Raw genomic sequence first — 24012 nt, 5'->3', positions numbered from 1 at the left:
CTCCCCGTGGGGGGTGGGGACGCCCGGCGGACCCATGTCCGCGGCCGCTATTTCCGGATGACCCGTTTTCGTACGGCCCCCGCGGTCGACAATAAGGGCATGAGTCAGCAGGGGGAGAAGCCCGCCGCCCACGAGGACGACTGGTGGCGCAGGCTGTACGACGAGAACGCCCGGGACACCGGGACGAGCGACGCGGGCGACAGCCTCGACGACCCGGACAGCCTCGACGACCGTTTCGACTCGGCGTCGGAAGCGGTGGGTCCGGACGGCGGCGGGGCAGATGTAGGCGGAACCGACGGGGAACCCGACGGGGGTGCGGGGGCGCCGCCCGAGGCGGGGACGGTGGAGGTGCCCCGGCCGGCGGGGGAGGGCGCGGTACGGGAGCGTGCTCCGCGCGAGCCGCCCGCCGTGATCGTACGTGCGCCGGGGGAGCTCCCGGCCGGCCCGACGCAGCCACGCACCTTCGCCGCCCCGCCGGTTCCCGCGGGTCCGCCGCCTCCGCCGTCTGCTCCGCCTCCCCCGTCGGTGCCGCCGCTGCCCAGGCGGCCGGTCGCCGGGAAACCCGCCGCCTCGCAGGCATCCGTCACCGAATCGGCCGCTTCCGCCCCACCTGCCGCTTCCGCCCCACCTGCCGCGTCCATCGCATCCGTCGTGTCCACTGCACTCGTCGCACCGGGCCCACCCGCCGCACCGACCGCACCCGCCGCGTCCGTCGCACCCGCACCGGAGACCGAACGCGAATCCGGCCCGGTCTCCCGCCCCGTGATCGGCCATGTGGGTGACCGGCCGCCGACCTACGACGCCGAACCCACCGCGCTGCCCGCCACCGTCCCGCAGGAACTGGACGGCATCGTCCCCGACACCGTGCTCGACGGCGCCCGCTACGGCACGTACACCCTTCGCGCCGCTTCCGTGCGCGGGGACTCCGCGCGGTTTCGCGGCGAGCCCCGCCGCGACGCGCTGCTCACCGCCCGCTTCGGCACCGACGAACGCGCCCTGGTCCTGGTCGCCGTCGCCACCGGGGCCCACGCCACCGAATCGGCACATCTGGCGGCGGCCGACGCCTGCCGCTGGATCGGCGCAGCGGTCGGCCGCAGCCACGCCCGGCTCTCCGAGGACATAAGGGCGGGCCGCCGCGGAGAGCTCAAGTCCGGACTGCACCGTCTCACCGACCGCACGTACGGCAAGTTGCGGGCCCGCGCCGCCGAGCTGGGGGTGGAGCCGCAGCAGTACACGGCGGGCCTGCGCTGCCTCCTGCTGTCGGCGGACCCCGACTGCCGCACCCGGATCTTCTTCGGCGTCGGCGCCGGTGGACTCTTCCGGCTGCGCGACGGCGTCTGGCAGGACCTCGAACCGGTGGTCCCGGCAGCCGGTGACCTCGGCACGGACCCCAGGTGCGGAGCCGTGGCCGGGGCCGAATCAGCGTACGGTTCCGGATCCGAAGCCGGCTCCGGGGCCGAAGAACCGTTCCGCTTCCGGGGCTCGGTGGCCCGGCCGGGAGACACACTGCTGCTGTGCAGCCCCGGACTGGCCGAACCGCTGCGCGGCGAGCCCGCCCTCGTCCAGGAACTCGCCGGACGCTGGGCCCCCGAAGGGGCACCCGGGCTCGTGGCGTTCCTCGCGGACACCCAGCTCCGGGTGAAGGGGTACTCCGACGACCGTACCGGCGTGGGCGTCTGGGAGGCGTAACCGCGCGGGCCATGGGTTGATGGATGCGGAGTCCGGAAGCCGAAGCGCGGAAAGGGTACGCACCCATGGCCAAGCAGAACGTGTCGGAGCAGTTCGTCGACATCCTCGTCCGGGCCGGCGTCAAGCGTATGTACGGCGTCGTCGGTGACAGCCTCAACCCCGTCGTCGACGCCATCCGCCGAAACCGGGCCATCGACTGGATCCAGGTCCGGCACGAGGAGACCGCCGCTTTCGCCGCCGGTGCGGAGGCCCAGATCACGGGCTCGCTGGCGGCCTGCGCCGGATCGTGCGGCCCTGGCAATCTGCACCTCATCAACGGTCTCTACGACGCCCACCGTTCCATGGCCCCCGTGCTCGCCCTCGCCTCGCACATCCCGTCGAGCGAGATCGGGCTCGGCTACTTCCAGGAGACCCACCCGGAGCTGCTCTTCCAGGAGTGCAGCCACTACAACGAGATGATCTCCAATCCGCAGCAGATGCCCCGGCTGCTCCAGACTGCCATTCAGCACGCGATCGGCCGGGGCGGGGTCAGCGTCGTCACGATGCCGGGTGACATTGCATCGCAGCCCGCCCCGGAGAAGTCCGTCGAGCACGCACTGGTCACCTCGCGGCCGACGGTCCGGCCCGGTGACGAGGAGATCGACAAGCTCCGCCGGATGGTCGACGAGGCGAAACGTGTGACATTGTTCTGCGGCAGCGGAACGGCCGGCGCCCACGCCGAGGTGATGGAGTTCGCCGAACGGGTGAAAGCCCCGGTCGGGCACGCACTGCGCGGCAAGGAGTGGATTCAGTACGACAACCCGTACGACGTCGGGATGAGCGGTCTGCTCGGCTACGGCGCCGCCTACGAGGCGACCAATGAGTGCGATCTCCTCATCCTGCTCGGCACCGACTTCCCGTACCAAGCCTTCCTCCCGACCGATGTGAAGATCGTCCAGGTCGATGTGCGTCCCGAGCACCTGGGCCGCCGTTCCAAGCTGGATCTGGCGGTGTGGGGAGATGTCCGCGAGACCCTGCGCTGTCTGACTCCGCAGGTGAAGGCCAAGACCGACCGCAAGTTCCTCGACCGGATGCTGAAGAAGCACGCCGACGCGCTGGAGGGCGTGATCAAGGCGTACACCCGCAAGGTCGAGAAGCACGTCCCGATCCATCCGGAGTACGTCGCCTCGGTGCTGGACGAACTGGCCGACGACGACGCCGTGTTCACCGTGGACACCGGCATGTGCAACGTATGGGCCGCACGGTATCTATCACCCAACGGCAAGCGCCGGGTCATCGGATCGTTCAGCCACGGCTCGATGGCCAACGCACTCCCGCAGGCCATCGGCGCCCAGTTCACCGACCGGAACCGCCAGGTGGTCTCCATGTCCGGCGACGGTGGATTCACCATGCTGATGGGCGACTTCCTGACATTGGTGCAGTACGACCTGCCGGTGAAGCTCGTGCTGTTCAACAACTCATCCCTGAGCATGGTCGAGTTGGAGATGCTGGTCGCGGGCCTGCCGTCGTTCGGGACGACCAACAAGAACCCGGACTTCGCAGCAATCGCCCGAGCATCCGGGGCGTACGGGGTGCGGGTGGAGAAGCCCAAGCAGCTTGAAGGCGCCCTCAAGGACGCCTTCAGGCACAAGGGCCCGGCGCTCGTCGATGTCGTCACCGACCCCAACGCCCTCTCCATCCCGCCGAAGATCAGCGCCGAGATGGTGACCGGTTTCGCGCTCTCCGCGAGCAAGATCGTGCTGGACGGGGGAGTGGGCCGGATGGTCCAGATGGCCCGCTCCAACCTGCGGAACGTGCCCCGTCCCTGAGCCGGCGGCTCGCGCCCGGATCAGGGACGGGGCCCGCCGCAGCCTCAGGCGGGCGCAGCAGCAGCCTCAGGCGGGGGCAGCCGCAGTGTCAGGCCGGGGTCAGCCGCAGTGTCAGGATCTGGAACGGCCGCAGCGACAGTACGAGACCGTGCTCGTCGGTCTCCGCATCGCCCAGTGGCCGTTCCAACAGGTCGGTCACCGTGGCCCGGACGACGGGGAAGCCGACCCGCAGCGTGGTGCCGGCGCGACCGCCCGCCGACTCGTACAGCCGCACGATCACATCGCCGCTGCGGTCCTCGGCGAGCTTCACCGACTCGACCGTGACCGCTGGATGTCCCGTGTCGACCAGCGACGGCAGGACCGGTGCCACCGCCGCCCGCAGCGGCAGGTTGAGCGCGAGCCCCTCCCGTACCGCGTCGGTGATCTCGCCGCCCGGCGCCAGTGCGTAGCCGAACCGGTGCCGGCCGAGGTCGGTCTCCGGGTCGGGGCTGTGCGGGGCGCGCAGCAGCGTCAGCCGTACGGTCGTGCCGAGGCCCGAACCGTGCGGGGTCCGGGTCACGTCGTGCCCGTACGTCGAGTCGTTGAGCAATGTGACGCCGTACCCCGGCTCGGCGACCCGCAGCCAGCGGTGGGCACAGATCTCGAAACGGGCGGCGTCCCAGCCGGTGTTGTCGTGCGTCGGGCGGTGGATGTGGCCGAACTGGATCTCGGACGTGGAGCGTTCGGCGTGCACATCGAGCGGGAACGCCACCTTGAGGACCTTCTCCGACTCCCGCCAGTCGACCTCGGTGTCGATGTCGATCCGGCGGCTGCCCGCGCTCAGACGGATCTCCTGTGTGACATGTGACTTCCCGAAGGAGCGCCGGACGCGGACCGCGGCCCGCAGAGGACCTTCCTCGACCAGCTCGACGGAGTCGGCGCCGGTGAGATCGGTCCGGGTGCGACGGTAGTGCCGGTCGATGTCCCAGGCGTCCCAGTGGTTGGGGTGATCGGGGTGCAGCTGGAGGAGGTTGGCCCGGTGGCCGGGGACGAGGACGTCCCGCCCCGCGCCGAGATCGCGGACGGCGGCGATCAGTCCGTCGCCGTCGATCAGCACTCGCAGCAGCCCGTTGTCGAGCACGAGCCCCTCGTCCGCGGAACCGGTCGCGCTGGCGGGATGCTCCGGCACCGCCGAACCGTCCAGCGGACCCGCGCCGAGCCCCGGAGCCTCGGCCAGTACCGCCGTGCGGCCGCCGCCCAGGTGCTGCACCCGCGCGCCGGAGGGCAGCACCGTGCTGGCCTCCGCGTCCAGCTCGACCACTTCGCGGCGGTGGTACGGGGACGAGTTGAGCGCCACCAGCCCCTGGGCACCGTCCAGTGCCGCCACCGCGTCCGCCACCAGATCCGCCAGTTCTGCACGTACCCGCTCATAGGTCTCGCGCGCCTCGCGGTGCACCCAGGCGATCGACGAGCCGGGCAGGATGTCGTGGAACTGATGCAGCAGGACCGTCTTCCACAGCCGGTCCAGCCTTTCGTGGGGATATGCGTAGCCCCGGCCGGGGCCGGATTTGCGCAGGGCCGCTGCCGTGGCCCACAACTCCGCCTCGCGGAGAAGGTGTTCGCTGCGGCGATTGCCCTGTTTGGTCTTGGCCTGAGTGGTGTACGTGGCCCGGTGCAGCTCCAGGTACAGCTCGCCCGACCAGACCGGAGCCTGCTCCCCGTACTCCTCCTCGGCCGCCGCGAAGAACGCCGCCGGCCGCTCGATCGCGACCCTCGGCGAACCCTCCAGGTCCTTGAGCCTGCGCGCCTTCTCCAGCATCTCGCGGGTCGGCCCGCCCCCGCCGTCACCCCAGCCGAACGGGACCAGGGAGCGGGTCGCGAGCCCCTTCTCGGCGAAGTCGCGTTCGGCGTGGGCGAGTTCGCCGCCGTGGAACTGGGCGTTGTACGTGTCCACGGGCGGGAAGTGGGTGAAGACCCTGGTCCCGTCGATGCCCTCCCACCAGAAGGTGTGATGTGGCATTTTATTGCTCTGGTTCCAGGACAGCTTCTGGGTCAGGAACCACTTCACCCCCGCCAGCCGGGCCAGCTGCGGGAAGGCGGCCGTGTAGCCGAAGGAGTCCGGCAGCCAGATCTCCTCGGTCTCCACCCCCAGCTCCTGCTCGAAGAACCTCTTGCCGTGCACGAGCTGCCGGGCCAGCGCCTCGCCACCGGGCATGTTGGCATCGGACTCCACCCACATCGACCCCACGGGCACCCACTGGCCGTCCGCCACGGCCCGCTCGATCCGCTCCCAGATGTGCGGCTGGTGCTCCTTCACCCAGGCGTACTGCTGGGCCTGCGAGGCCGCGAAGACCAGTTCCGGGTACTCCTGGGCCAGCGCGGTGACATTGGCGAAGGTGCGCGAGGCCTTGCGCACCGTCTCGCGCAGCGGCCACAGCCACGCCGAGTCGATGTGCGCGTGACCGGCGGCCGAGATCCGGTGCGCGCTCGCCGCGGCGGGGCGGGACAGCGCTTCGGTCAGCTCGTCCCGGCCGGCCCGCGCCGTGCCCGCCACGTCGTGCAGATCCAGCGCGTCGAGCATGCGCTCCAGCGAGCGCAGGATCTCGTGGCGCCGGGAACGCCCGACGGGCAGCTCCCGCATCAGCTCGGACAGCACCTCGATGTCCAGGACCAGATGCCAGACCTCCTCGTCCAGCACCGCCAGCTCCGCGGCGGCGAACCGGTGGAGCGGCCGGTCACCCGCCGTCGTCACGTCCCCGAGCGGGGTCGGCACGAAGCCGTGTTCCAGTACGGCGGGGTTGGCCGCCGCCTCCAGCAGCAGCGAGACCGGCTCGCCGCCCGCCGCCGGGGAGGCCACCGTCAGATGGCGATTGCGCGGATGGATGCCCTTGATGGGGACTCCCGAGGTGTCGTACAGCATGCCCTCGGCCTGGAACCCCGGCCCCTGACCGGAGAAACCGGGGTCCACGACCACCTCGACCCGCCGCCCCGCCCACTCCGACGGCACGGTTCCCTCCAGCCGGAACCAGCTGGTGGACCAGGGCCTCCCCCACTCGGTGCCGGTGCGGAACGGTTCGAACGGCTCCTGGAGGACCTGAGCCACCGGAACGGGTTCGCCGGGGATGTGCAGGACGGAGAGCGTGAGCGGCGTGCGCTCCGCGTACTGGGCGGGGCGGATGAACTGGTGAAGGGCGCGTTCGAGGCGGTCCTCCACCAGGCTGCGGTCGTCGTGCATCACGGCTCCAGGGGTCGGCGCCTGCGGGTGTCATGGCTCCACTTCCCCCGCGGCCGCTCAGGCACCCCTGCGGGCGGCGCGACGGGGTGACGATTGATCAACTGGCCCTGTGCGCACCCTTGGCGACCTTTAAGCAATGTGACATATTACTGCCGTGCTCACGAGACACCCCGTGGATGTTGTCATCGTCGGGGCCGGAATGGTCGGTGCCGCCTGCGCCTACTACACCTCCCGGTCCGGACTGTCCGTAGCCGTCATCGACCGCGGGCCGGTCTCCGGCGGCACTACCGGAGCCGGCGAGGGCAACCTCCTGGTCTCCGACAAAGTGCCTGGACCGGAGTTGGAACTGGCCGTGCTCTCCGCCTCGTTGTGGCGGCAACTGGCCGAGGAGCTGCCCCCGGAAGTCGAGTACGAGCTCAAGGGCGGTGTGGTCGTCGCCGCCTCCGAGGACTCCCTGACCACCCTGTCCGCGACCGCCGCCGGTCAGCGGGCGGCGGGTGTCGAGGCGCATCCCATCACGCCCGACCGCCTCCGCGACATCGAACCCCACCTCGCGCCGGACCTGGCCGGCGGCTGCCACTACCCGCAGGACGCGCAGGTGCAACCGGCACTGGCGGCGGCTGAGTTGATCCGCTCGGCGGTACGCGCCGGTGCGCTCGTGTGCCCGGGAGAGGAGGTGGTCGGGATACTCAAGGACCGGGAGGGCGCCGTACGTGGGGTACGTACGACAAGGGGCGAACTGCGCGCCCCCGTCGTGGTCAACGCGGCGGGCACCTGGGGAGGCGACCTGGCGGCACTGGCCGGGGTGAACCTGCCGGTACTGCCCCGCAGAGGGTTCGTACTGGTCACCGAACCACTGCCCCGGCTGATCCGGCACAAGGTCTACGCGGCGGAGTACGTGGGCGACGTGTCGAGCGGGTCCGCGGCGCTCCAGACCTCGCCCGTGGTGGAGGGCACACCCTCGGGGCCGGTGCTCATCGGGGCGAGCCGCGAACGTGTCGGCTTCGACCGGACATTGTCCGTTCCGGTGGTGGCCCGGCTGGCGGCCGGGGCCGCCGCGCTCTTCCCCGTACTCGCCGATGTGCGGGTGATGCGTGCCTACCACGGATTCCGCCCCTACCTGCCCGATCACCTCCCCGCGATCGGACCGGACCCCCGTGTGCCGGGGCTCTTCCACGCCTGCGGCCATGAGGGGGCCGGGATCGGGCTGGCGCCCGCGACCGGACTGCTGATCGCCGACGCGATCCGGGGAGAGCGGCCCGCACTCGATCTCGGACCGTTCGCCCCCGACCGGTTCGATGCCACAGTCGATGCAACGTGCGATGTCACATGACGGTGGAGAGCGGGGCGCCCGTGCCCCAGGAGAGGACCCAGTGAGACGCACCCGCGCACATACCCCCGCCGAACTCGTCGGGGCCGCGCCCGAACCGGAGCTCCAGCTGACCTTCGACGGCCGCCCGATCCGCGGACTGCCCGGCCAGACCATCGCCGCCGCACTCTGGTCGGCGGGCATCCTGACCTGGCGCACCACCCGGGTCAACGGCCGCCCGCGCGGCGTCTTCTGCGGCATCGGTGCCTGCTACGACTGTCTGGCCACCGTCAACGGCCGGCCCAACCAGCGTGTCTGCCTGCTGCCCGCGGGACCGGGCGACGCCATCACCACGCAGGAGGGCGACGGTCATGCCGCACTCGACGGATGAGCCCCGGGCGCGGGAGACCGACCGCGCCGCGATCGCCGTCGTGGGCGCGGGGCCGGCGGGCCTGGCCGCAGCCGTCACCGCCGCCGACCACGGGCTCGACGTGATCCTGCTGGACGCGGCCGACGCACCCGGCGGGCAGTACTACCGCAGTCCGGCCGACGGGCTCGGCGCCACCCGGCCCGAGGCCCTGCACCACGACTGGCGCGCCTTCACGGAACTCTCCGCACGGCTGGCCGCGCACCGCGACACCGGCACGATCCGCCACCTCACCCGCCACCAGGTGTGGACGGTCGAACGAACCGGTGACGGGGGCTGGATCCTGCACGCGGTCACCGGGGAAGCCGACGAGGAGGCCCGTAGCGCCGTCCGGGCCCGCCGGGTGATCCTGGCAACGGGCGCCCACGAGCGCCAACTGCCCTTCCCGGGCTGGACCCTTCCGGGAGTGGTGGGCGCGGCGGGGGCCCAGGCCATGCTCAAGTCCGGGCTGGTGTTGCCGGGGCGCCGCATCGTGGTCGCGGGGAGCGGGCCGCTGCTGCAGGCGGTCGCCGTGTCGCTGACACGTGCGGGGGCGCGCGTTCCGGCGCTGGTCGAAGCCGCCGGGTACGGGGCGTACGTCCGTGCTCCCCGGGTGCTGGCCGCCAACCCCGCCAAGGCGGCGGAAGGGGCCCGCTTCGGGGCGGAACTGGCCCGTGCCCGGGTCCGGGTGCTGAGCCATCGGGCGGTCACCGAGGTGCACGGCGACGAGCGGGTGGAGGCGGTGACGGTCAGCAGGGTGGACCGTCGATGGCGCCCCGTCGCGGGGACCGGCCGCCGGATCGCCTGCGACGCGCTCGCTGTGGGACATGGGCTCGTGCCGCAGCTCGAACTCGCCGTGGAAGCCGGCTGCGGTACGCGTACGGGCCCTGACGGCACACACGCGGTCACCCTCGACGAACAGCTCAGGACCACCGTCCCCGGGATCTGGGCGGCCGGCGAGACCGGCGGCGTCGGCGGTGTGGAACTAGCCCTGTACGAAGGCGAGTTGGCGGCACTTTCCATCGTCCGTGAGGTACGGGGCGGAGTGCGGAGGCAGGAGGCGCGCAGAGCCGTCGCGCTGCGCCGCTCCCGCCGCCGGCTGCGGGCCTTCGCCGCACTGATGGGGACCGTGCACCGGCCGGGGCCCGGCTGGAGCGAGTGGCTGACCGGCGACACGGAGGTCTGCCGCTGCGAAGAGGTCACCGCGGGCCGGATCCGTACGGCGTGCGAGGAGCTGGGAGCCGGTGACACCCGGACCGTCAAACTGCTCACGCGGGCCGGAATGGGGTGGTGCCAGGGCCGGACGTGCGGATTCGCCGTCCGTGAACTGGCCGCCGCGCACGGCGCCGGGCAGGAGCCGGGCGGCCCGGACCGGCGCCCGCTGGCCTGCCCCGTGAAGCTTTCCACGCTCGCCGACCTGTCCGGCCCCGGGTAGACCGCGGCCGGGTTCTCCACTCGGAGCCCGACGGCACGCCGCGACAGGTTCCCGCACACCACCGGAACGTCGCGTCCACCGACTGTCCTCCGCTTTCCGCTACACCGTGACATGTCACACCTCTCAAGGAGCCACGATGCAGACGAACACCGACTCGCGCACCCGCCCCTGGCACGGGGTCATGGTCGCCACCCCGCTCACCCTGCGCGACGACTGCACCATCGACTACGAGGCCTACGCCACCCATGTGCGCCAGCTCGTCGAGGCGGGCTGCGACGGAGTGGTGCCCAACGGCTCACTGGGGGAGTACCAGACCCTGACCGACAAGGAACGCGACGAGATCGTCCGGGTCGCCGTCGAAGCCGCGGGTGACGGCAGCCGCGTCATGCCGGGTGTCTCCGCGTACGGCAGCGCGGAGGCACGCCGCTGGACGGAACGGGCCGCCGAGGCGGGCGCCGGTTCCGTACTCCTTCTGCCGCCCAACGGCTACCGCTGCGACGAGACGGCGGTGCGCGCCCACTACGCCGACGTGGCCGAAGTGGGAGTGCCGGTCGTCGCGTACAACAACCCGTACGACACCAAGGTGGACCTCACTCCGGACCTGCTTGCCCGCCTCCACCAGGACGGCAGCATCGTGGCCGTCAAGGAGTTCACCGGTGACGTCCGCAGGGCGTACGAGATCGCCGAACGGGCGCCCGGCCTCGACCTGCTCGTGGGCGCCGACGACGTACTGCTGGAGCTGGCACTCGCCGGTGCGGTCGGATGGATTGCGGGCTGCCCGAACATGTTGCCGTCCTCCTGCGTGGATCTGTACCGGGCCGCTGTCACCGGTGACATGGCAACTGCCCTGCCGCTGTACCGGGAACTGCACGAGCTGCTGAGGTGGGACTCGAAGCCGGAGTTCGTCCAGGCCATCAAGGCGTCCATGGACGTCGCCGGCCGCCATGGCGGCCTTACCCGGCCGCCGCGGTTCCCGCTCCCCGCCGAAGATGCGGCCGCCGTACGCGCCGCGACGGAGAAGGCACTCGCCGAGGGCCTGCACTGAGGCCGGCACCAGCCCGTGCGCCCGGGCTGAGCCGCGCCAGGCCCGGTCCCGGCGCTGCCTGGTCCAGGCGCTGTTCGGTCCAGCCCGGTCCAGCCCGGTCCAGCCCGGTCCAGCCTGTTCGTTCCCGTTCCTTCCCGTTCCCGCGTTCTCGTGTACGCCGTGACCAATCAGGGGGAGCCTTGCAGACACGTCACATTTTCCATGCCGTCGACTCACACACCGAGGGGATGCCCACCCGCGTCATCACCGGGGGCATCGGCACCATTCCCGGTGCGACGATGTCCGAACGGCGCAGTTACTTCCAGGAGCACCGGGACGCCGTACGCACCCTGCTCATGTACGAACCGCGAGGCCACGCCTCCATGAGCGGCGCGATCCTCCAGCCGCCCACCCGGCCGGACGCGGACTACGGCGTCCTGTTCATCGAGGTCTCCGGCTATCTGCCGATGTGCGGGCACGGCACCATCGGGGTGGCGACCGTTCTGGTGGAGACGGGCATGGTGGAGGTCACCGAACCCGTCACCACCGTGCGGCTGGACACCCCGGCCGGGCTCGTCAGCGTCGACGTACAGGTGAAGGACGGCGCCGCCACCGCCGTGACCATCACCAACGTTCCGGCGTTCAGCGTCGCGCTCGACCGCGTGGTGGACGTACCCGGCTACGGGAAGCTGCGCTACGACCTCGCCTACGGCGGGAACTTCTACGCGATGGTTCACCTCTCCGACCTCGAGCTGCCCTTCGACCGGGCGCGCAAGGACGACATCCTGGCCGCCGGGCTCGCCCTGATGGACGCGGTCAACGCCACCGACCGGCCCGTCCACCCGGAGAACCCCGGCATCCACGGTCTCAAGCACGTGCAGTGCATCGCACCCGGGTCCGATGCCCGCCACTCCCGGCACGCGATGGCCATCCACCCCGGCTGGTTCGACCGCTCGCCCTGCGGGACCGGCACCTCGGCCCGTATGGCGCAGCTGCACGCACGCGGTGAACTCCCCCTGGACACCGACTTCGTGAACGAGTCCTTCATCGGTACCTCGTTCACCGGACGTCTCGTCCAGGAGACCACCGTGGGTGGACTGCCGGCGGTGGTTCCCACCGTCACCGGCCGCGCCTGGATCACCGGTACCGCACAATTCTTCCTGAACCCGTCCGACCCCTTCCCCGAAGGATTCCTGCTGTGAACCTGCCCCTGCTCGGCGCCGCAGACATCGAGGCCCTGGGACCGACCGGAGCCGTGGACGCCCTGGAGGCGGCGTTGCGCGGGGGCCTGGATCCAGAAACGGCCCCCGCCCGGCACCATGTCACGGTGCCCGGCGGGGAGCTGCTGATCATGCCCGCCACCACCCAGCAGGTGACCGGCGTGAAGATCGCCGGGGTGGCCCCGGCCAATCCGGCGCGCGACCTGCCCCGGATCACCGGAAGCTATCTGCTGCTCGACGCCCCCACCCTGCTGCCGCTCGCGCTGCTGGACGGGGCCGCGCTCACCACCCTGCGCACCCCGGCCGTGTCCGCGCTCGCGATCCGTCACCTCACCGGGCCCGTCGTGCGGCACCTCGTGCTCTTCGGGACAGGCCCCCAGGCGTACGGGCACCTGACGGCGCTGCTCGCGGAACGCCAGGTCGAACGGATCACCGTCGTCGGCCGCAATCCGCAGCGGGCCGATGCACTGGCAGCGCATGCCCGTCGGCGACTCGGGACGGACGCCCGTACGGCGGAGGCGCCCGGCGCCAAGGAGGTCTCCACGGCCGACCTGGTGCTCTGCTGCACTACCTCCGCCACTCCGCTGTTCGACGGCGCTCTCGTACCGGACGGGGCGACGGTCGTCGCGGTCGGCTCGCACACCCCCGATGCCCGGGAGGTCGACACCGCGCTGGTGGCCCGCTCCGCCGTCTTCGTCGAATCACGGTCGGCGGCGCTGTCCGAGGCGGGCGATCTGCTGATTCCCGTGGCCGAGGGGGTCTTCCGGGCCGAGGGCATCCACGGCAACCTCGCCGAGCTGGTGACCGGTCGCGTCCCCGGCGGAGAGTTGGCCCGTTTCGATGGCCCCCGGTTCTTCAAGAGCGTCGGAATGGGCTGGGAGGACCTCGCCGTCGCCGCCGCGGTGCACCGGAATTCGGCGCCCTGAGCGAGTTGTCCACAGCTCCGGAGCGACGGGACCTGACGGAAACGTGACATTGTATTCTGAGGCCCCGCACGGTGCTGGAGGAACAGTTATGGCCCGCCTGACGACGCTCAACGCCATCTCCGCGCAGGAGCACTTGCGTGACCAGGTGGCCAACGCCCTCAGGGCGGCCCTGATCGCAGGGGAGCTCCGTCCGGGCGTGATCTACTCCGCTCCCGCGCTCGCCGCCGACTTCGGGGTGTCCGCCACCCCCGTCCGCGAGGCCATGCTCGACCTGGCACGTGAGGGCCTGGTCGAAGCCGTACGCAACAAGGGCTTCCGGATAACGGAGTTGACCGAACAGGACCTGGACGACTTCACCGAGCTGCGGGTCATGATCGAGGTTCCCACCATCGGCCGCATCGCCCGGATGGGCAGGACCAAGGAGTTGGAGGCGCTGCGGCCACTCGCCCAGGCGATCGTCGCGGCCGCCGCCGAGCACGACATCCTCGGCTACCTGGAGGCCGACCGCCGCTTCCATCTCGAACTGCTCGGCCTGGCGGGAAACCGACGCTTGGTGGAGGAGGTCGGTAATCTGCGCAAGCGGTCACGTCTGTTCGGGCTCAACCGGCTCGACGAATCCGGTTTGTTGGTCCAGTCCGCGGAGGAGCATGCCCAGCTGCTCGACCTCCTGATCGCGGGCAACGCGGAGCGCGCGGAGCGGTGCATGCTGGGTCATATGTCACATGTCAGGAACCTCTGGGCCGAGGATGAACCCAACGGTACGAGCGCGGGTGGCAAGCGGATCAGAAGCGTGAGGATGCCGGCCGCAGAGGCCTGATCCGCAGCCCGCAGCCCGCAGCCCGCAGCCCGCAGCCCGCAGCCCGCAGCCCGCCGATCGGCATTCGCCGCTCCTGCGCGCAAGCCCTCGACCGGCGGCTGACCCACCATTCAACGGCCGCCCGCCGGGCGGCCGTTGATGCAGGATGAACGGCCGGGCTCGCAGGCCCGGCTCTCGTGCCCAGGTCTCAAGCCCAGGTCTCAAGCCCAAGTCTCATGCCCGGGACTCCAGCAGCGAGCCCATCCACTCCTCGATTCCGTCGACGGTGCGCGGCAGCGCGGACGACATGAGGCGGGCACCGTCGGCCGTGATCACGAGGTCGTCCTCGATCCGCACCCCGATTCCGCGCAGCGCCCGGGGCAGCGTCTCGTCGTCGGGCTGGAGGTAGAGCCCTGGTTCCACCGTGAGTACCTGACCGGGCTCCAGGCGCCCGTCCAGATAGGTGTCGGCACGTGCCTGCGCACAGTCGTGCACGTCCATGCCGAGCATGTGGCCGCTGCTGCAGAGCGTGTACCGCCGGTAGAAGCCGTTGTCCGCGTCGAGTGCCTCGTCGGCGGACATCGGCAGCACGCCCCACTCGTGCAGCCCTTCGGCGATGACCCGCATGGCCGCCAGATGGAAGTCACGGAACCGCGCCCCCGGACGCAGCGCCGCGATGCCCGCGTCCTGTGCGCGGAGCACCAGTTCGTAGACCGTTCGCTGCACGGGGGAGAAGCGGCCGGACAGCGGCAGGGTGCGGGTGATGTCGGCCGTGTAGAGCGAGTCGGTCTCCACCCCGGCGTCAAGCAGCAGCAACTGATCGCGTTCCAGCGGGCCGTCATTGCGGATCCAGTGCAGTACGCAGGCGTGCGCCCCGGCCGCGGCGATCGTGGAGTAGCCCGGACCGTTCCCCTCCAGCCGGGCCCGGAGATCGAAGACGCCCTCGATCCAGCGTTCACCGCGCGGGTGGAGCAGCGCCTTCGGCAGGCTGCGCACCACGTCCTCGAAGCCGAGCGCCGTGGCATCGACTGCCTGTTGCAACTGGCCGGTCTCCCAGGGGTCCTTCACGAGCCGGAGCTCACTGAGCACCGCTTCGAGCCCGGCCGGTGCCGAGCGTCCGAGCGGGAACCCGCGGCAGGAACACAGGAGTTCGTCGACCGACGGGTCCACGCCGGCCAGTACCCGGACCGGTGGCTGCGGCCCGGTCAGCAGCTTCTCCCAGGCGTCCAGATGCGCGCAGCGGATGCCGGTCAGACGGGCTGCCTCCGCGAGATCGGGCCTGCGCCCGACCCAGAACTCCCCGTACCTGCGGTCGCGGTAGAACTCCTGCCCGGCGCGGGGCGACCGGGGTCGCAGGTACAGCACCGCTTCGTGCCGCTCGTCGCCGTCCGGTTCGAGTACGAGGACGTGGCCGGCCTGGTCCTCGCCGGTGAGGCCGGTGAGCCAGGCGTAGCCGGTGTGCGGCCGGAAGCGGTGGTCGGTGTCGTTGGAGCGGATCGCGAGCACGCCCGCCGGAATGATCAGGCGCTCGCCGGGGAAACGGGCGGCCAGCCGGGCCCGGCGGGCCGGGGTGGCGTCGATGGAGGGGACTCGCATGTCCGTCGGCAGCGGGGATCTGGCCCACCCGGTGCTCATGAAGGCGTCCAGGGCGGGCGACACCGGCAGATCGTGGCTGCCGGTGCGGGGCGCGGAGAAGGAACGGGACACGGGCATTGCTCCTCGGGGGGCTCTGTGAGAGCGGGGGTCGGGGCTGGGGTCGGGGCCGGGCCGGAATTCCGGCTTTCCGGGGACGAGGTGCTGCGGTGGTGAGAAACCGGTGGTGGTGGCCGGTGCGTTCGGGGCCGCCTGTCATATCCCGTGCTGCGACGAGAAGTTGTCGCGCAGATGAATGTGCGCGAGAGGGGTTCCAAAGAACATGTGACATGTGCCATTGTACAGCGCGCAAGGAGAAGGGGCCGTGCTCATGTCACGACGTGAGTGCAGTTCAGGCCTTCAGAACCGGTCCGGCGCCGACCCCTTGCATTCCCCCACAACCGCGCCCTGCCGCGCGGTCACCACTCCGCTGGGAGGCGGCACGTGAAGAACCTGAGGGTTCGGCAAAAGATAACCGGAATGTCCACTGTGGTCCTGGCAGCATGCCTGGGCGTGGGCCTGTTCACGGCACCGAGCCAGGCCGTCGAGCAACGCCCCGCCGCGTCGACCGTGCCCGCCCACTTCTTGGACACCGCCCAGAAGCAGGCGGAGCCCCGGACCGAGGACTCCGGCGGCCCCACCGCCGAGGCGCTGACGGCACCCGCCGACGATGCCGCTCACGTCGAACGCAGGTCGCTCAAGGCCGCCGACCGGCCGCCGCTGTCCGCGTCCAAGGACGCGCTCAAGAGGGACTACGACGACCCCGCCAGCGCGCTTCCGAGCCACCTGGCACCTTCGATGAAGGCCGAGAAGCGGGCCCTTGCCAAGAAGTCCGGCCGGGCCGCGGCCGAGTGCAACATCACTGATTTCACCAACAACACCGGAAGCGCCCTGGTCGAGAAGGTCAAGGCGGCGACCACCGACTGCGTCAACACGCTGTTCCGAATCCAAGGCCAGGACGGCTACAACGCCTTCCGCGAGGACCAGATGGTCACCATCGCCGATGCGATGCGCGGCGCGTCGGCCTCCTACCCGGGCGACGGCAGCACCGGCATGCCCCAGCTGGTCCTCTTCCTCCGGGCCGGCTACTACGTGCAGTACTACGACCCCGACACCGTCGGAGAGTACGGGCCGCGCCTGCGCACGGCCATCCAGGGCGCGCTCGACGGATTCTTCGGCTCCTCGCACGCCTTCGACGTCACCGACGCCAACGGCGAGAGCCTGTCCGAGGCGATCATCCTGGTCGACAGCGCCGAGGAGAACGCCCGCTACCTGAACATAGTCAAGCGGATGCTGGCCGACTACGACGAGTCGTACAACGGCTCCTGGTACATGCTCAACGCCGTGAACAGCGTGTACACGGTGATGTTCCGCGGCCACCAGGTGCCCGAGTTCATCAGTGCCATCGAGGCTGACCCCAGCGTGCTGAACTCCCTGCACGACTTCGCCGCGAACCACCTCGACCTGCTGGGCACCAAGCAGTCGTTCCTGGCCTCCAACGCGGGACTCGAGCTCGGCCGCTTCCTCAAGGAGGACTCGCTGCGCGCCAAGGCGAGCCCGCTCGCGATCGACCTGATGGGCAAGAGCTCCATCGACGGCCCCACCGCCTCGCTCTGGGTCAATCTGGCCAAGATGGTCGACGCCTACGACAAGGACAACTGCGCGGCCTACGGCGCCTGTGACCTCGCGGAGCGTCTCGAGAAGGCCGTCCTGCCGGTGAAGCACACCTGTAGCGACAGCATCACCATCCGGGCGCAGGACATGACCGCCGAGGAACTGGAAGCGAGCTGCACCAGCCTGCGCAACCAGGACGCCTACTTCCACGAGGTGGCCCGGGACAACGGGGCGGTCGCCGACGACAACAACAAGACCATCGAGGTCGTGGCCTTCGACTCCAGCGCCGACTACCAGACCTACGCCGGAGTGATCTTCGGCATCGACACCAACAACGGCGGCATGTACCTGGAGGGTGACCCCAAGGCCGCGGGCAACCAGCCCCGGTTCATCGCCTACGAGGCCGAGTGGGCCCGCCCCGACTTCCAGATCTGGAACCTCAACCACGAGTACACGCACTACCTCGACGGCCGCTTCAACATGTACGGCGACTTCGGCGCCGGAATGACCACGCCGACCGTCTGGTGGGTCGAGGGCTTCGCGGAGTTCGTCTCCTACTCGTACCGCAAGCTCGACTACGAGGCCGCCATCGCCCAGGCCGCGAACCGCACGTACACCCTGCGCACCCTGTTCGACACCACCTACGACAACGCCGACCAGACCCGCGTGTACAACTGGGGTTACCTGGCCGTCCGTTACATGCTCGAATCCCACCGCTCCGACGTCGACACCCTGCTCGGCCTCTACCGCAAGGGTGACTGGGACGGCGCCCGAACCCTGCTCACGTCGACCATCGGCAGCCGTTACGACGCCGACTGGAACACCTGGCTGGCGGCCTGCGCGGCCGGTGCCTGCGGCGGCGGGTCCACCAACCCGCCCGGTGAGATCACCGAGTGCAAGGACGCCGACACCAGGATGCTGGGCCGGAACTGCATGCGCAGCGCGCTGAAGGCCGTCAAGGGCGACTACGCCTACCTGGCGGTCGTCATCCCGGCCGGCACCACCCAGTTGAAGATCACCGCGTCCGGCGGCACCGGTGACGCCGACCTCTACTACAGCGCGAAGGAGTGGGCGACCACCAAGGTCTACACCGACAAGTCCGTCGGGGCGGGCAACGAGCACACCCTGACCGTCAACAACCCGGCGCCGGGCTACCACTTCATCAGCCTCTACGGCAACGAGGCGTTCGACGGCGCCAAGGTCACCACCGAGTTCTGATCCCAACGACCCCCCATGGTGCCGGCCGGCCGAGTGATGATCCCGCTCGGCCGGCCGGTGCCTTCCTTCGGGCCGCGTCCGCCGGACACGGCCCGGGACTCAGTCGAGCCGCAGCGCGCCTGGCGTCGTGCCGTCCGCCAGGATCTCCACGATCAGGTCGAAGAGCGTCGGCCCCCGCCCGGCCAGGGCCTCGTCGAGCCGCTTCCGGGTCGCGGGCCGGTTGGTGGGATGCACCCGCTCCAGGCGCCGCCGAAGATGGCGGGCCGTCTCCTCATGGCCCAGGGCCCGTGCGGACAGCGAGTGATCCCGCCACTCGAAGACGAAGTCCCCGTCGTCGGGCGTGCCCATGCCGCCGCCGAGACAGTCCGCGAGGGCGTCGAGGTTGCGGCCGAAGTAGCCGCCGGGGCCGTTCACGGCTTCGCCGATCACTTTCCAGAACTGCTCCAGGCCGGTGACCCGGGAGCCTTCGATCACATAGGTCACGGTCATGGGTGGAGCGTACAAGTCCGTATGTCGGCTCCGGCCCGTGATCCGCGCCGCAGGTGGGGGGCTACGGCGCGGATCGGTCCGGAGGGGCCGGGCTTCAGCAGCCCTGGTCGATCAGGTCGAAGGTGGCGTAGTGGTCGCTGGTGTAGTAGTCCTCCTGGGCCTGCTCGCCGGTGACGATCCGACGCGCGCCGCGGGTCGGAGAGTTGGGCGTGATGACCGTGTACTCGTGGTAGTAGCCGGTGCTCTGGCCGGGCAGGACGCCCTCACGGTTCTGGAAGACGGCGCCGTCCTGCGAGTATGGGAACGGGCCGCCGGCATCGATCAGATCGAGGGTGTCGTGTGCCTGGGAGGGCAGCGCCGAGTAGCAGATGCTGCCCACCGAATCGGTGGACGGGGTCGAGGCCGTGGCCGAGGTGACCGGGCCGCCGACGAGGAGGACGGACAGGAGGGCGGCCGCGCCACCGAGCGTGGTGATCCGTGGGGGGATTCGCATAGCCCCCATGATGACGCGCGTAGATGCGGTCCCGTCAACGCCAACAGTTGTGAATTTTTTGGAAGTTAACCGGGCGATAGGAAATGTGACGGTCTGATGTCCGGGTGTCTGAAGGCCAGTACCGGCTCTCTGTTCACTTATAGATGAGTCGACAAGCGTGGCGGCCCGTCAGCGGGGCATGCATCCGGTGAACGTGTTCCGCGAAGAAGCCGACAACGGGACAACGGACCACGAGCAGGGGGCGATGCACTGTGCGGGCGGGGGAGACGATGGAGCGTCAGGGAGAAACCGATTCCATGAACGGCGAGGCCTCGCACGAACCGGGGGCGCAGGACCGGGAGCCGGTCCGGCTGCATCGCAGACTGGCCCACACCGATCTGGCGGCGGTGGGCGAAGCCAGATGTGCGTTACGGGAGTTCCTGCGCTACCGGTGGAAGGAGGAGCCGGCCCAGGTGGCGGAGCTCCTGCTCAGTGAGCTGGTGACCAACGCGCTGATCCACACCCGGCACGGCGCGGTCGTCACGGTGAGTGTGGCTCCCGCCAAGTTACGGGTCGAAGTGCGGGACTTCGTGTCCGGTCTGCCCCTGTCGTACGTACCGAACGCCGACGACGGTACGCATGGCCGGGGACTGTTCCTGGTACAGAGTCTCGCGGATGCCTGGGGGGTCGCCGCCCATGCGCTGGGCAAGGTCGTCTGGTTCGAAATGGACGGCGAAAGGCCCTGACGGCCCGGAAGGGACCGGGCCGTCAGGGCCGTCGGCTTCAGCCGAACTGCTGCTCCAGATCTTTCAGTTTCCGCTCCAGCGAATCGAGCCGGGGCAGTGCCTGGGTATCGTCCTCGGCGGTGAGGTCGACGGTGACCGGGTCATCCGGGCTCCGGTCCGAGGCGTCGGTACTCGGGCCCGCCACGGCTTGCAGCGATGGCCGGGGGCGCAGAGGCAGTTGTCCCGGCTCGGATATGGCGGGCTCCACGACGGACGGTGCGGTGCCCGCCGTGACGGGGAGGGCCTGGACATCCACCTGGGTGCCGCGGCCGACCCGGCGCCAGGCCCGGTTCTGCCGGTTCAGCGCCTTGATGTGGGCCCGGTCCAGCTTCTCCTGGTCCTTCCTGCGGAGACGGTTCTGCTCCTTCTCCCGCCTGTCCTCACGTACCTCGTCGACCGCCTCGTCCAGGGTGCGTACGCCTTCCAGCAGCATCAGCGACCAGGCGCCGAAGGTCTCCCGGGGGGCGCGCAGCCATCGTACGATCCGGATCTGCGGCAGCGGACGGGGCACCAGGCCCTGCTCGCGCAGCGCGGCCCGGCGGGTCTGCTTCAGTGCCCGGTCGAAGAGCACGGCCGCCGAGAGCGACATCCCGGCGAAGAAATGCGGGGCGCCCGCGTGGTCGATCCCGCGCGGCGCGTGCACCCAGTTGAACCAGGCGGCGGCGCCGGCGAACGTCCACACGAGCAGGCGCGAGCCGAGCGCCGCGTCCCCGTGGCTGGCCTCGCGCACCGCCAGTACGGAACAGAACATGGCCGCCCCGTCGAGGCCGAACGGGACGAGGTACTCCCAGCCGCCGGAGAGGCCGAGGTTCTGCTCGCCGAAGCCGACGAGCCCATGGAAGGAGAGCGCGGCGGCGACCGCCGCACAGCAGAACAGCAGGACGTACGAGGCGCTGGCGTACATGGCCTCCTTGCGTCTGCGGCGCTCCTCGCTGCGTTCCCAGCTGTCGTCGGCCGCGGATGTGTCAGCGGCGCGCTTGCCGCGTGCGACCACCGCCACCGCCGCCAGGACTCCCACGAGCAGCACGGCGCCCGGAAGCAGCCAATTCAGCGATATGTCGGTCAGTCTCATGCGCGGTCCCTTGCATTGCGTAGGGCATTTCGGGCGCCATGATTGCCGAAACCCCCACATGCACATGGGGGTTTCGGGGCAAGAGAACGCCATTGGGTCGGCACGGCGTGCGGATGACGGGGATCCGGTCGAATGACCGTACGCGGCCGACAGGTTGCGTTCGAATTGTACTACTCGCGCGGCGGTGTTGATCAGTGAGCCGGCGTCAGCTTCCGTACGCGGTCGCCATCGCAGGTGCGGGGACAGGTGACACACGTGTCCTCGGGGCGCAGCGTGTAGAAGAGGCAGCAGCTCGCCCGGTCGCGGGTGGGCAGCGACTCGCCGTCCGGCCCGGTCAGTTCGCGGAAACCCGCGGAGCCGACGTACGGCTTCGTGGTGCCCGGCAGCAGCTCCTCCAGCTCGCTCATCGCCCGCTGCTCCTCGCCGAGCAGATGGGCGATGTACCAGAGACCCTCGACGATCTCGTCCGTCGCCATGCCCCACAGTGCGCGCCTGCCGCGCCGCATCCGGGGCCCGAAGCCGTCGAGCACCGGGCCGATGTGGTCGGCCACCGCCGCGAGCACCTCGGCCCGCAGCGCGGCCTCGTCGGGCACCACGCGGGCGCCCGGCAGCACGGCGGCCGGATCGTCCGGCAGGCAGGCGAACTCCCGCACCCGGAGGGTCAGATGACCAAGCGCCCGCTGGAACGCCACATCTTTGACGGGGATCCGGGGCACCCGCCGGTGGAGGAACCAGGGCACCGTCACCAACAGGCAGGCGGGCCAGGCGTAACGGTGCAGCCCGAAACTGGCGACCACATCGGGGCGGGGCTGCTGCCCGTAGTCCCGGACCACCTGGGCGTGGTCCCAGTCGAGGAAGGTGTCGAGTGCCGGGCCGCCGGCCGCGAGCTCGTCCGCACCCACCCAGCCGGCACCGCCGGGAGCGGTCTCGTCGTCCGCGAGCACCTGGGCGCGCAGGCCGGGAAAGACCTCGGCGAGGCGCGCGTACGCGTCCGTCACGGCGGACGCCGTGGTGCCGGGAAGCAGGGCGGGGAGTGTCATGCAGGGACCACCGAATCGCGACCGTTTGCAGGTAAGCCTTACCTTACCCGACCGGATCGATGTTTGAACTGCGGCCTCCTGCGCCTATCGTGCACAAGGGGCATGGCGCACGCGAGCCGCGCCCACGGCAGGCCGAGGAGGTCCGAGTGGAGCAGGGCAGAGCGCGTGAGGCGTACGGCGCCGCCGTGCCCGCGACCGCCCCGGCGGTGGGCCTCCGGGTGCCCGACCAGGCACGTGGCGAGCACACCCACAGCGAGCCGCCCGCCCCGCGGGCGGCGGTGCAACGGCACTCCGTGCGCGGCCAGATCCTTGAGGCGCTGCGCGCCGCACTGGTCGACGGCCGGCTGGAGCCGGGACAGGTCTACTCGGCACCGGCCCTGGGCGCCAGGTTCGGGGTCTCCGCCACCCCGGTGCGCGAGGCGATGCAGCAGCTGGCCATCGAGGGCGCCGTCCAAGTAGTGCCGAACCGAGGGTTCCGGGTGTCCGAGCGCGGCCCGCGCCAGCTCGCCGAGCTGGCCGAGGTGCGGGCCCTGATCGAAGTGCCCGTGATGCTGCGGCTGGCCCGTACCGTCCCGCCCGGCACCTGGTGCGCCCTGCGCCCGCTGGCCGACGCGACGGTGGCCGCCGCGGCCGTGGGCGACCGGGCGAGCTACGCCGAGTCCGACCGGGCCTTCCACGGCGCGGTCCTCGCGCTCTGCGGGAACGAGCAACTGGTGCAGGTCGCCGACGAGCTGCACCGCCGCTCCCAGTGGCCGCTGGAGGGCAACCCCGCCACCCGTCGCGCCGACCTTCTCGCCGACGCCGCCGAACACACCGCGCTGCTCGACGCGCTGATCGCCCAGGACCTGCCCGTCGTGCAGTCGCTCGTGCGGGAACACTTCAACGGCGCCGAGAGCTGACCGGCCAAGGACCGGCCGCCCGCCGGGCCGGCCCCCCGATCGCCGGTTCGGCCTCAGTTGGCCTCGACCGTCTCCGCGGGAGGCGGGTCCAGATGGGGGGCCAGCCACGTCGGCACACCCCCGAGCAGCCGGAACAGCCTGCCCGCCTCGGCGCGCAGCCGGGTCGCGAGCTCCGGCTCCGGCTCGGAGTCCGCGAGGGCGATGAGGGCCGGAGCCGTACCGATCAGGTAGCCCAGTTCCTCCCTGATCCGCAGGGACTCCGCGAAGCCGTGCCGGGCCTCCGCCACTTCGCCCTCGCGCAGGGACAGCAGGGCGAGGTGGCGCCAGGTGGAGGAGAGCAGCAGCGCGTCGCCCTGGGCGGTGGCCCCCGCGTGGGCCCTGCGGTACGCGGCACGGGCGGCCTGCGGCGAATCGGCGATGTTCTGCGCGATCAGGCCCCGCCGGAAGTCCAGCAGCGGGCGGCCCGGCGCGGACGGGGCGAGCAGCGCGGCGGCCCGGCTCAGGGCGACACTGGCCTCGTCGGCCCGGTCGCGTACCCCCAGGAGTGTCGACGCGTAGGCCAGGTGGCCGCGTTCACAGGCGGCCGCGCCGCGTTCGGCGTCGTCGTGGGCCAGTGCCTCCGCCGTGCGCAGGGCGTCCTCGGCGTCGGTCCAGCCCTTTCCGGTGTACAGGCACCGCTCGGTCAGCAGGGCGGTCCGCTGGAGCGCGGCGGCCGGATCGGTGTCGGCGCCGGGTTCGAGCAGCGCGGCGGCATCCGTCCAGCAGGCGCGTGACCGCAGCCGCCATACCGCTGTCTGGAGCGGCGGATCGTCATCTGCTGTCGTTCCGGAACCAGACATGGCGGTATGCGCCACATTGCCCTCCCCAAGCGCGCCATCGAGCTGTTGAGTCTGGCGGCATCTCAGCACGGATCCGCATGCCGGGCCAAGGGTTCGTTCAATCTCAGGTGAAAGATTTCACAAAC

General features: G+C 70.8%; 19 protein-coding genes. 12 read left to right on the top strand and 7 right to left on the bottom strand.

The window, feature by feature from the left end:
- The first annotated feature begins 99 nt into the window (after positions 1-99).
- Together ACIRJP_RS13890 and ACIRJP_RS13885 are read left to right on the top strand one after the other, a co-directional pair.
- Entirely contained in the window at positions 100-1689 is a 1590-nt protein-coding gene (locus tag ACIRJP_RS13890; protein ID WP_404172482.1) for a protein phosphatase 2C domain-containing protein, read from the top strand.
- A 65-nt stretch (positions 1690-1754) separates the two neighbouring features.
- The gene (locus tag ACIRJP_RS13885) at positions 1755-3497 is read left to right on the top strand and encodes a pyruvate dehydrogenase (protein ID WP_404172479.1); all 1743 of its coding nucleotides are present in this window, start codon (positions 1755-1757) and stop codon (positions 3495-3497) included.
- 88 nt (positions 3498-3585) lie between these two features.
- Here ACIRJP_RS13885 and ACIRJP_RS13880 read toward each other — a convergent pair whose 3' ends face one another.
- Positions 3586-6711 (bottom strand): alpha-mannosidase, encoded by a 3126-nt coding sequence (locus ACIRJP_RS13880; protein WP_404172476.1) that lies wholly within the window; start codon positions 6709-6711, stop codon positions 3586-3588.
- 154 nt (positions 6712-6865) lie between these two features.
- On the opposite strand from ACIRJP_RS13880, the gene ACIRJP_RS13875 reads away from it, so the two are divergent.
- The 7 genes from ACIRJP_RS13875 (at position 6866) to ACIRJP_RS13845 (ending at position 13848) form a co-directional block, all read left to right on the top strand.
- On the top strand, positions 6866-8044 hold the full coding sequence (locus tag ACIRJP_RS13875) for an NAD(P)/FAD-dependent oxidoreductase (RefSeq protein ID WP_404172474.1): 1179 nt from the start codon (positions 6866-6868) through the stop codon (positions 8042-8044).
- Between the two features lie 40 nt (positions 8045-8084).
- A complete protein-coding gene (locus tag ACIRJP_RS13870; protein ID WP_404172471.1) occupies positions 8085-8411 on the top strand; it encodes a (2Fe-2S)-binding protein in 327 nt (108 codons plus the stop codon).
- Positions 8392-9861: an NAD(P)/FAD-dependent oxidoreductase gene (locus ACIRJP_RS13865; RefSeq protein WP_404172468.1), complete on the top strand. Its 1470-nt coding sequence runs from the start codon at positions 8392-8394 to the stop codon at positions 9859-9861. The genes ACIRJP_RS13870 and ACIRJP_RS13865 overlap by 20 nt, the downstream gene beginning before the upstream one ends.
- 136 nt (positions 9862-9997) lie before the next feature.
- The gene (locus ACIRJP_RS13860) at positions 9998-10906 is read left to right on the top strand and encodes a dihydrodipicolinate synthase family protein (protein ID WP_404172465.1); all 909 of its coding nucleotides are present in this window, start codon (positions 9998-10000) and stop codon (positions 10904-10906) included.
- 179 nt (positions 10907-11085) lie between these two features.
- Positions 11086-12087, top strand: coding sequence for a proline racemase family protein (locus ACIRJP_RS13855; protein WP_404172462.1), 1002 nt, complete (start codon positions 11086-11088; stop codon positions 12085-12087).
- Positions 12084-13031, top strand: a complete 948-nt coding sequence (locus tag ACIRJP_RS13850; RefSeq protein ID WP_404172458.1) for an ornithine cyclodeaminase family protein — start codon at positions 12084-12086, stop codon at positions 13029-13031. Before ACIRJP_RS13855 ends, ACIRJP_RS13850 begins: the two co-directional genes overlap by 4 nt.
- A gap of 88 nt (positions 13032-13119) precedes the next feature.
- Positions 13120-13848, top strand: a complete 729-nt coding sequence (locus ACIRJP_RS13845; protein ID WP_404172455.1) for a GntR family transcriptional regulator — start codon at positions 13120-13122, stop codon at positions 13846-13848.
- Between the two features lie 213 nt (positions 13849-14061).
- Here ACIRJP_RS13845 and ACIRJP_RS13840 read toward each other — a convergent pair whose 3' ends face one another.
- Complete coding sequence (locus tag ACIRJP_RS13840) at positions 14062-15540, bottom strand: aminopeptidase P family protein (protein WP_404172452.1); 1479 nt, start codon at positions 15538-15540, stop codon at positions 14062-14064.
- A gap of 399 nt (positions 15541-15939) precedes the next feature.
- Here ACIRJP_RS13840 and ACIRJP_RS13835 point away from each other — a divergent pair, with 399 nt between their 5' ends.
- Entirely contained in the window at positions 15940-18291 is a 2352-nt protein-coding gene (locus ACIRJP_RS13835) for a M9 family metallopeptidase (protein ID WP_404172449.1), read from the top strand.
- Positions 18292-18390: 99 nt separating this feature from the next.
- On the opposite strand, the gene ACIRJP_RS13830 is transcribed toward ACIRJP_RS13835, so the two are convergent.
- Both ACIRJP_RS13830 and ACIRJP_RS13825 read right to left on the bottom strand, forming a co-directional pair.
- Positions 18391-18780, bottom strand: a complete 390-nt coding sequence (locus ACIRJP_RS13830) for a barstar family protein (RefSeq protein WP_404172446.1) — start codon at positions 18778-18780, stop codon at positions 18391-18393.
- A gap of 94 nt (positions 18781-18874) precedes the next feature.
- Positions 18875-19273, bottom strand: a complete 399-nt coding sequence (locus ACIRJP_RS13825; protein WP_404172443.1) for a ribonuclease domain-containing protein — start codon at positions 19271-19273, stop codon at positions 18875-18877.
- 362 nt (positions 19274-19635) lie between these two features.
- On the opposite strand from ACIRJP_RS13825, the gene ACIRJP_RS13820 reads away from it, so the two are divergent.
- Positions 19636-19998, top strand: coding sequence for an ATP-binding protein (locus tag ACIRJP_RS13820; protein ID WP_404172844.1), 363 nt, complete (start codon positions 19636-19638; stop codon positions 19996-19998).
- A 37-nt stretch (positions 19999-20035) separates the two neighbouring features.
- Here the strand turns inward: ACIRJP_RS13820 and ACIRJP_RS13815 are convergent, their stop codons facing one another.
- Together ACIRJP_RS13815 and ACIRJP_RS13810 are read right to left on the bottom strand one after the other, a co-directional pair.
- Positions 20036-21109, bottom strand: coding sequence for a DUF2637 domain-containing protein (locus ACIRJP_RS13815; protein ID WP_404172440.1), 1074 nt, complete (start codon positions 21107-21109; stop codon positions 20036-20038).
- Positions 21110-21300: 191 nt separating this feature from the next.
- Positions 21301-22149, bottom strand: coding sequence for a (2Fe-2S)-binding protein (locus ACIRJP_RS13810; RefSeq protein ID WP_404172437.1), 849 nt, complete (start codon positions 22147-22149; stop codon positions 21301-21303).
- A gap of 146 nt (positions 22150-22295) precedes the next feature.
- Here ACIRJP_RS13810 and ACIRJP_RS13805 point away from each other — a divergent pair, with 146 nt between their 5' ends.
- A complete protein-coding gene (locus tag ACIRJP_RS13805; protein WP_404172434.1) occupies positions 22296-23048 on the top strand; it encodes a GntR family transcriptional regulator in 753 nt (250 codons plus the stop codon).
- A gap of 53 nt (positions 23049-23101) precedes the next feature.
- Here the strand turns inward: ACIRJP_RS13805 and ACIRJP_RS13800 are convergent, their stop codons facing one another.
- Positions 23102-23887, bottom strand: coding sequence for a hypothetical protein (locus ACIRJP_RS13800; RefSeq protein WP_404172431.1), 786 nt, complete (start codon positions 23885-23887; stop codon positions 23102-23104).
- Positions 23888-24012: the final 125 nt, after the last annotated feature.

Source organism: Streptomyces sp. NPDC102437, assembly GCF_044765565.1.
GTDB lineage: Bacteria > Actinomycetota > Actinomycetes > Streptomycetales > Streptomycetaceae > Streptomyces.
Note: the sequence above shows the minus strand (reverse complement) of the source record. Positions and strands in the feature narration are given on the sequence as shown.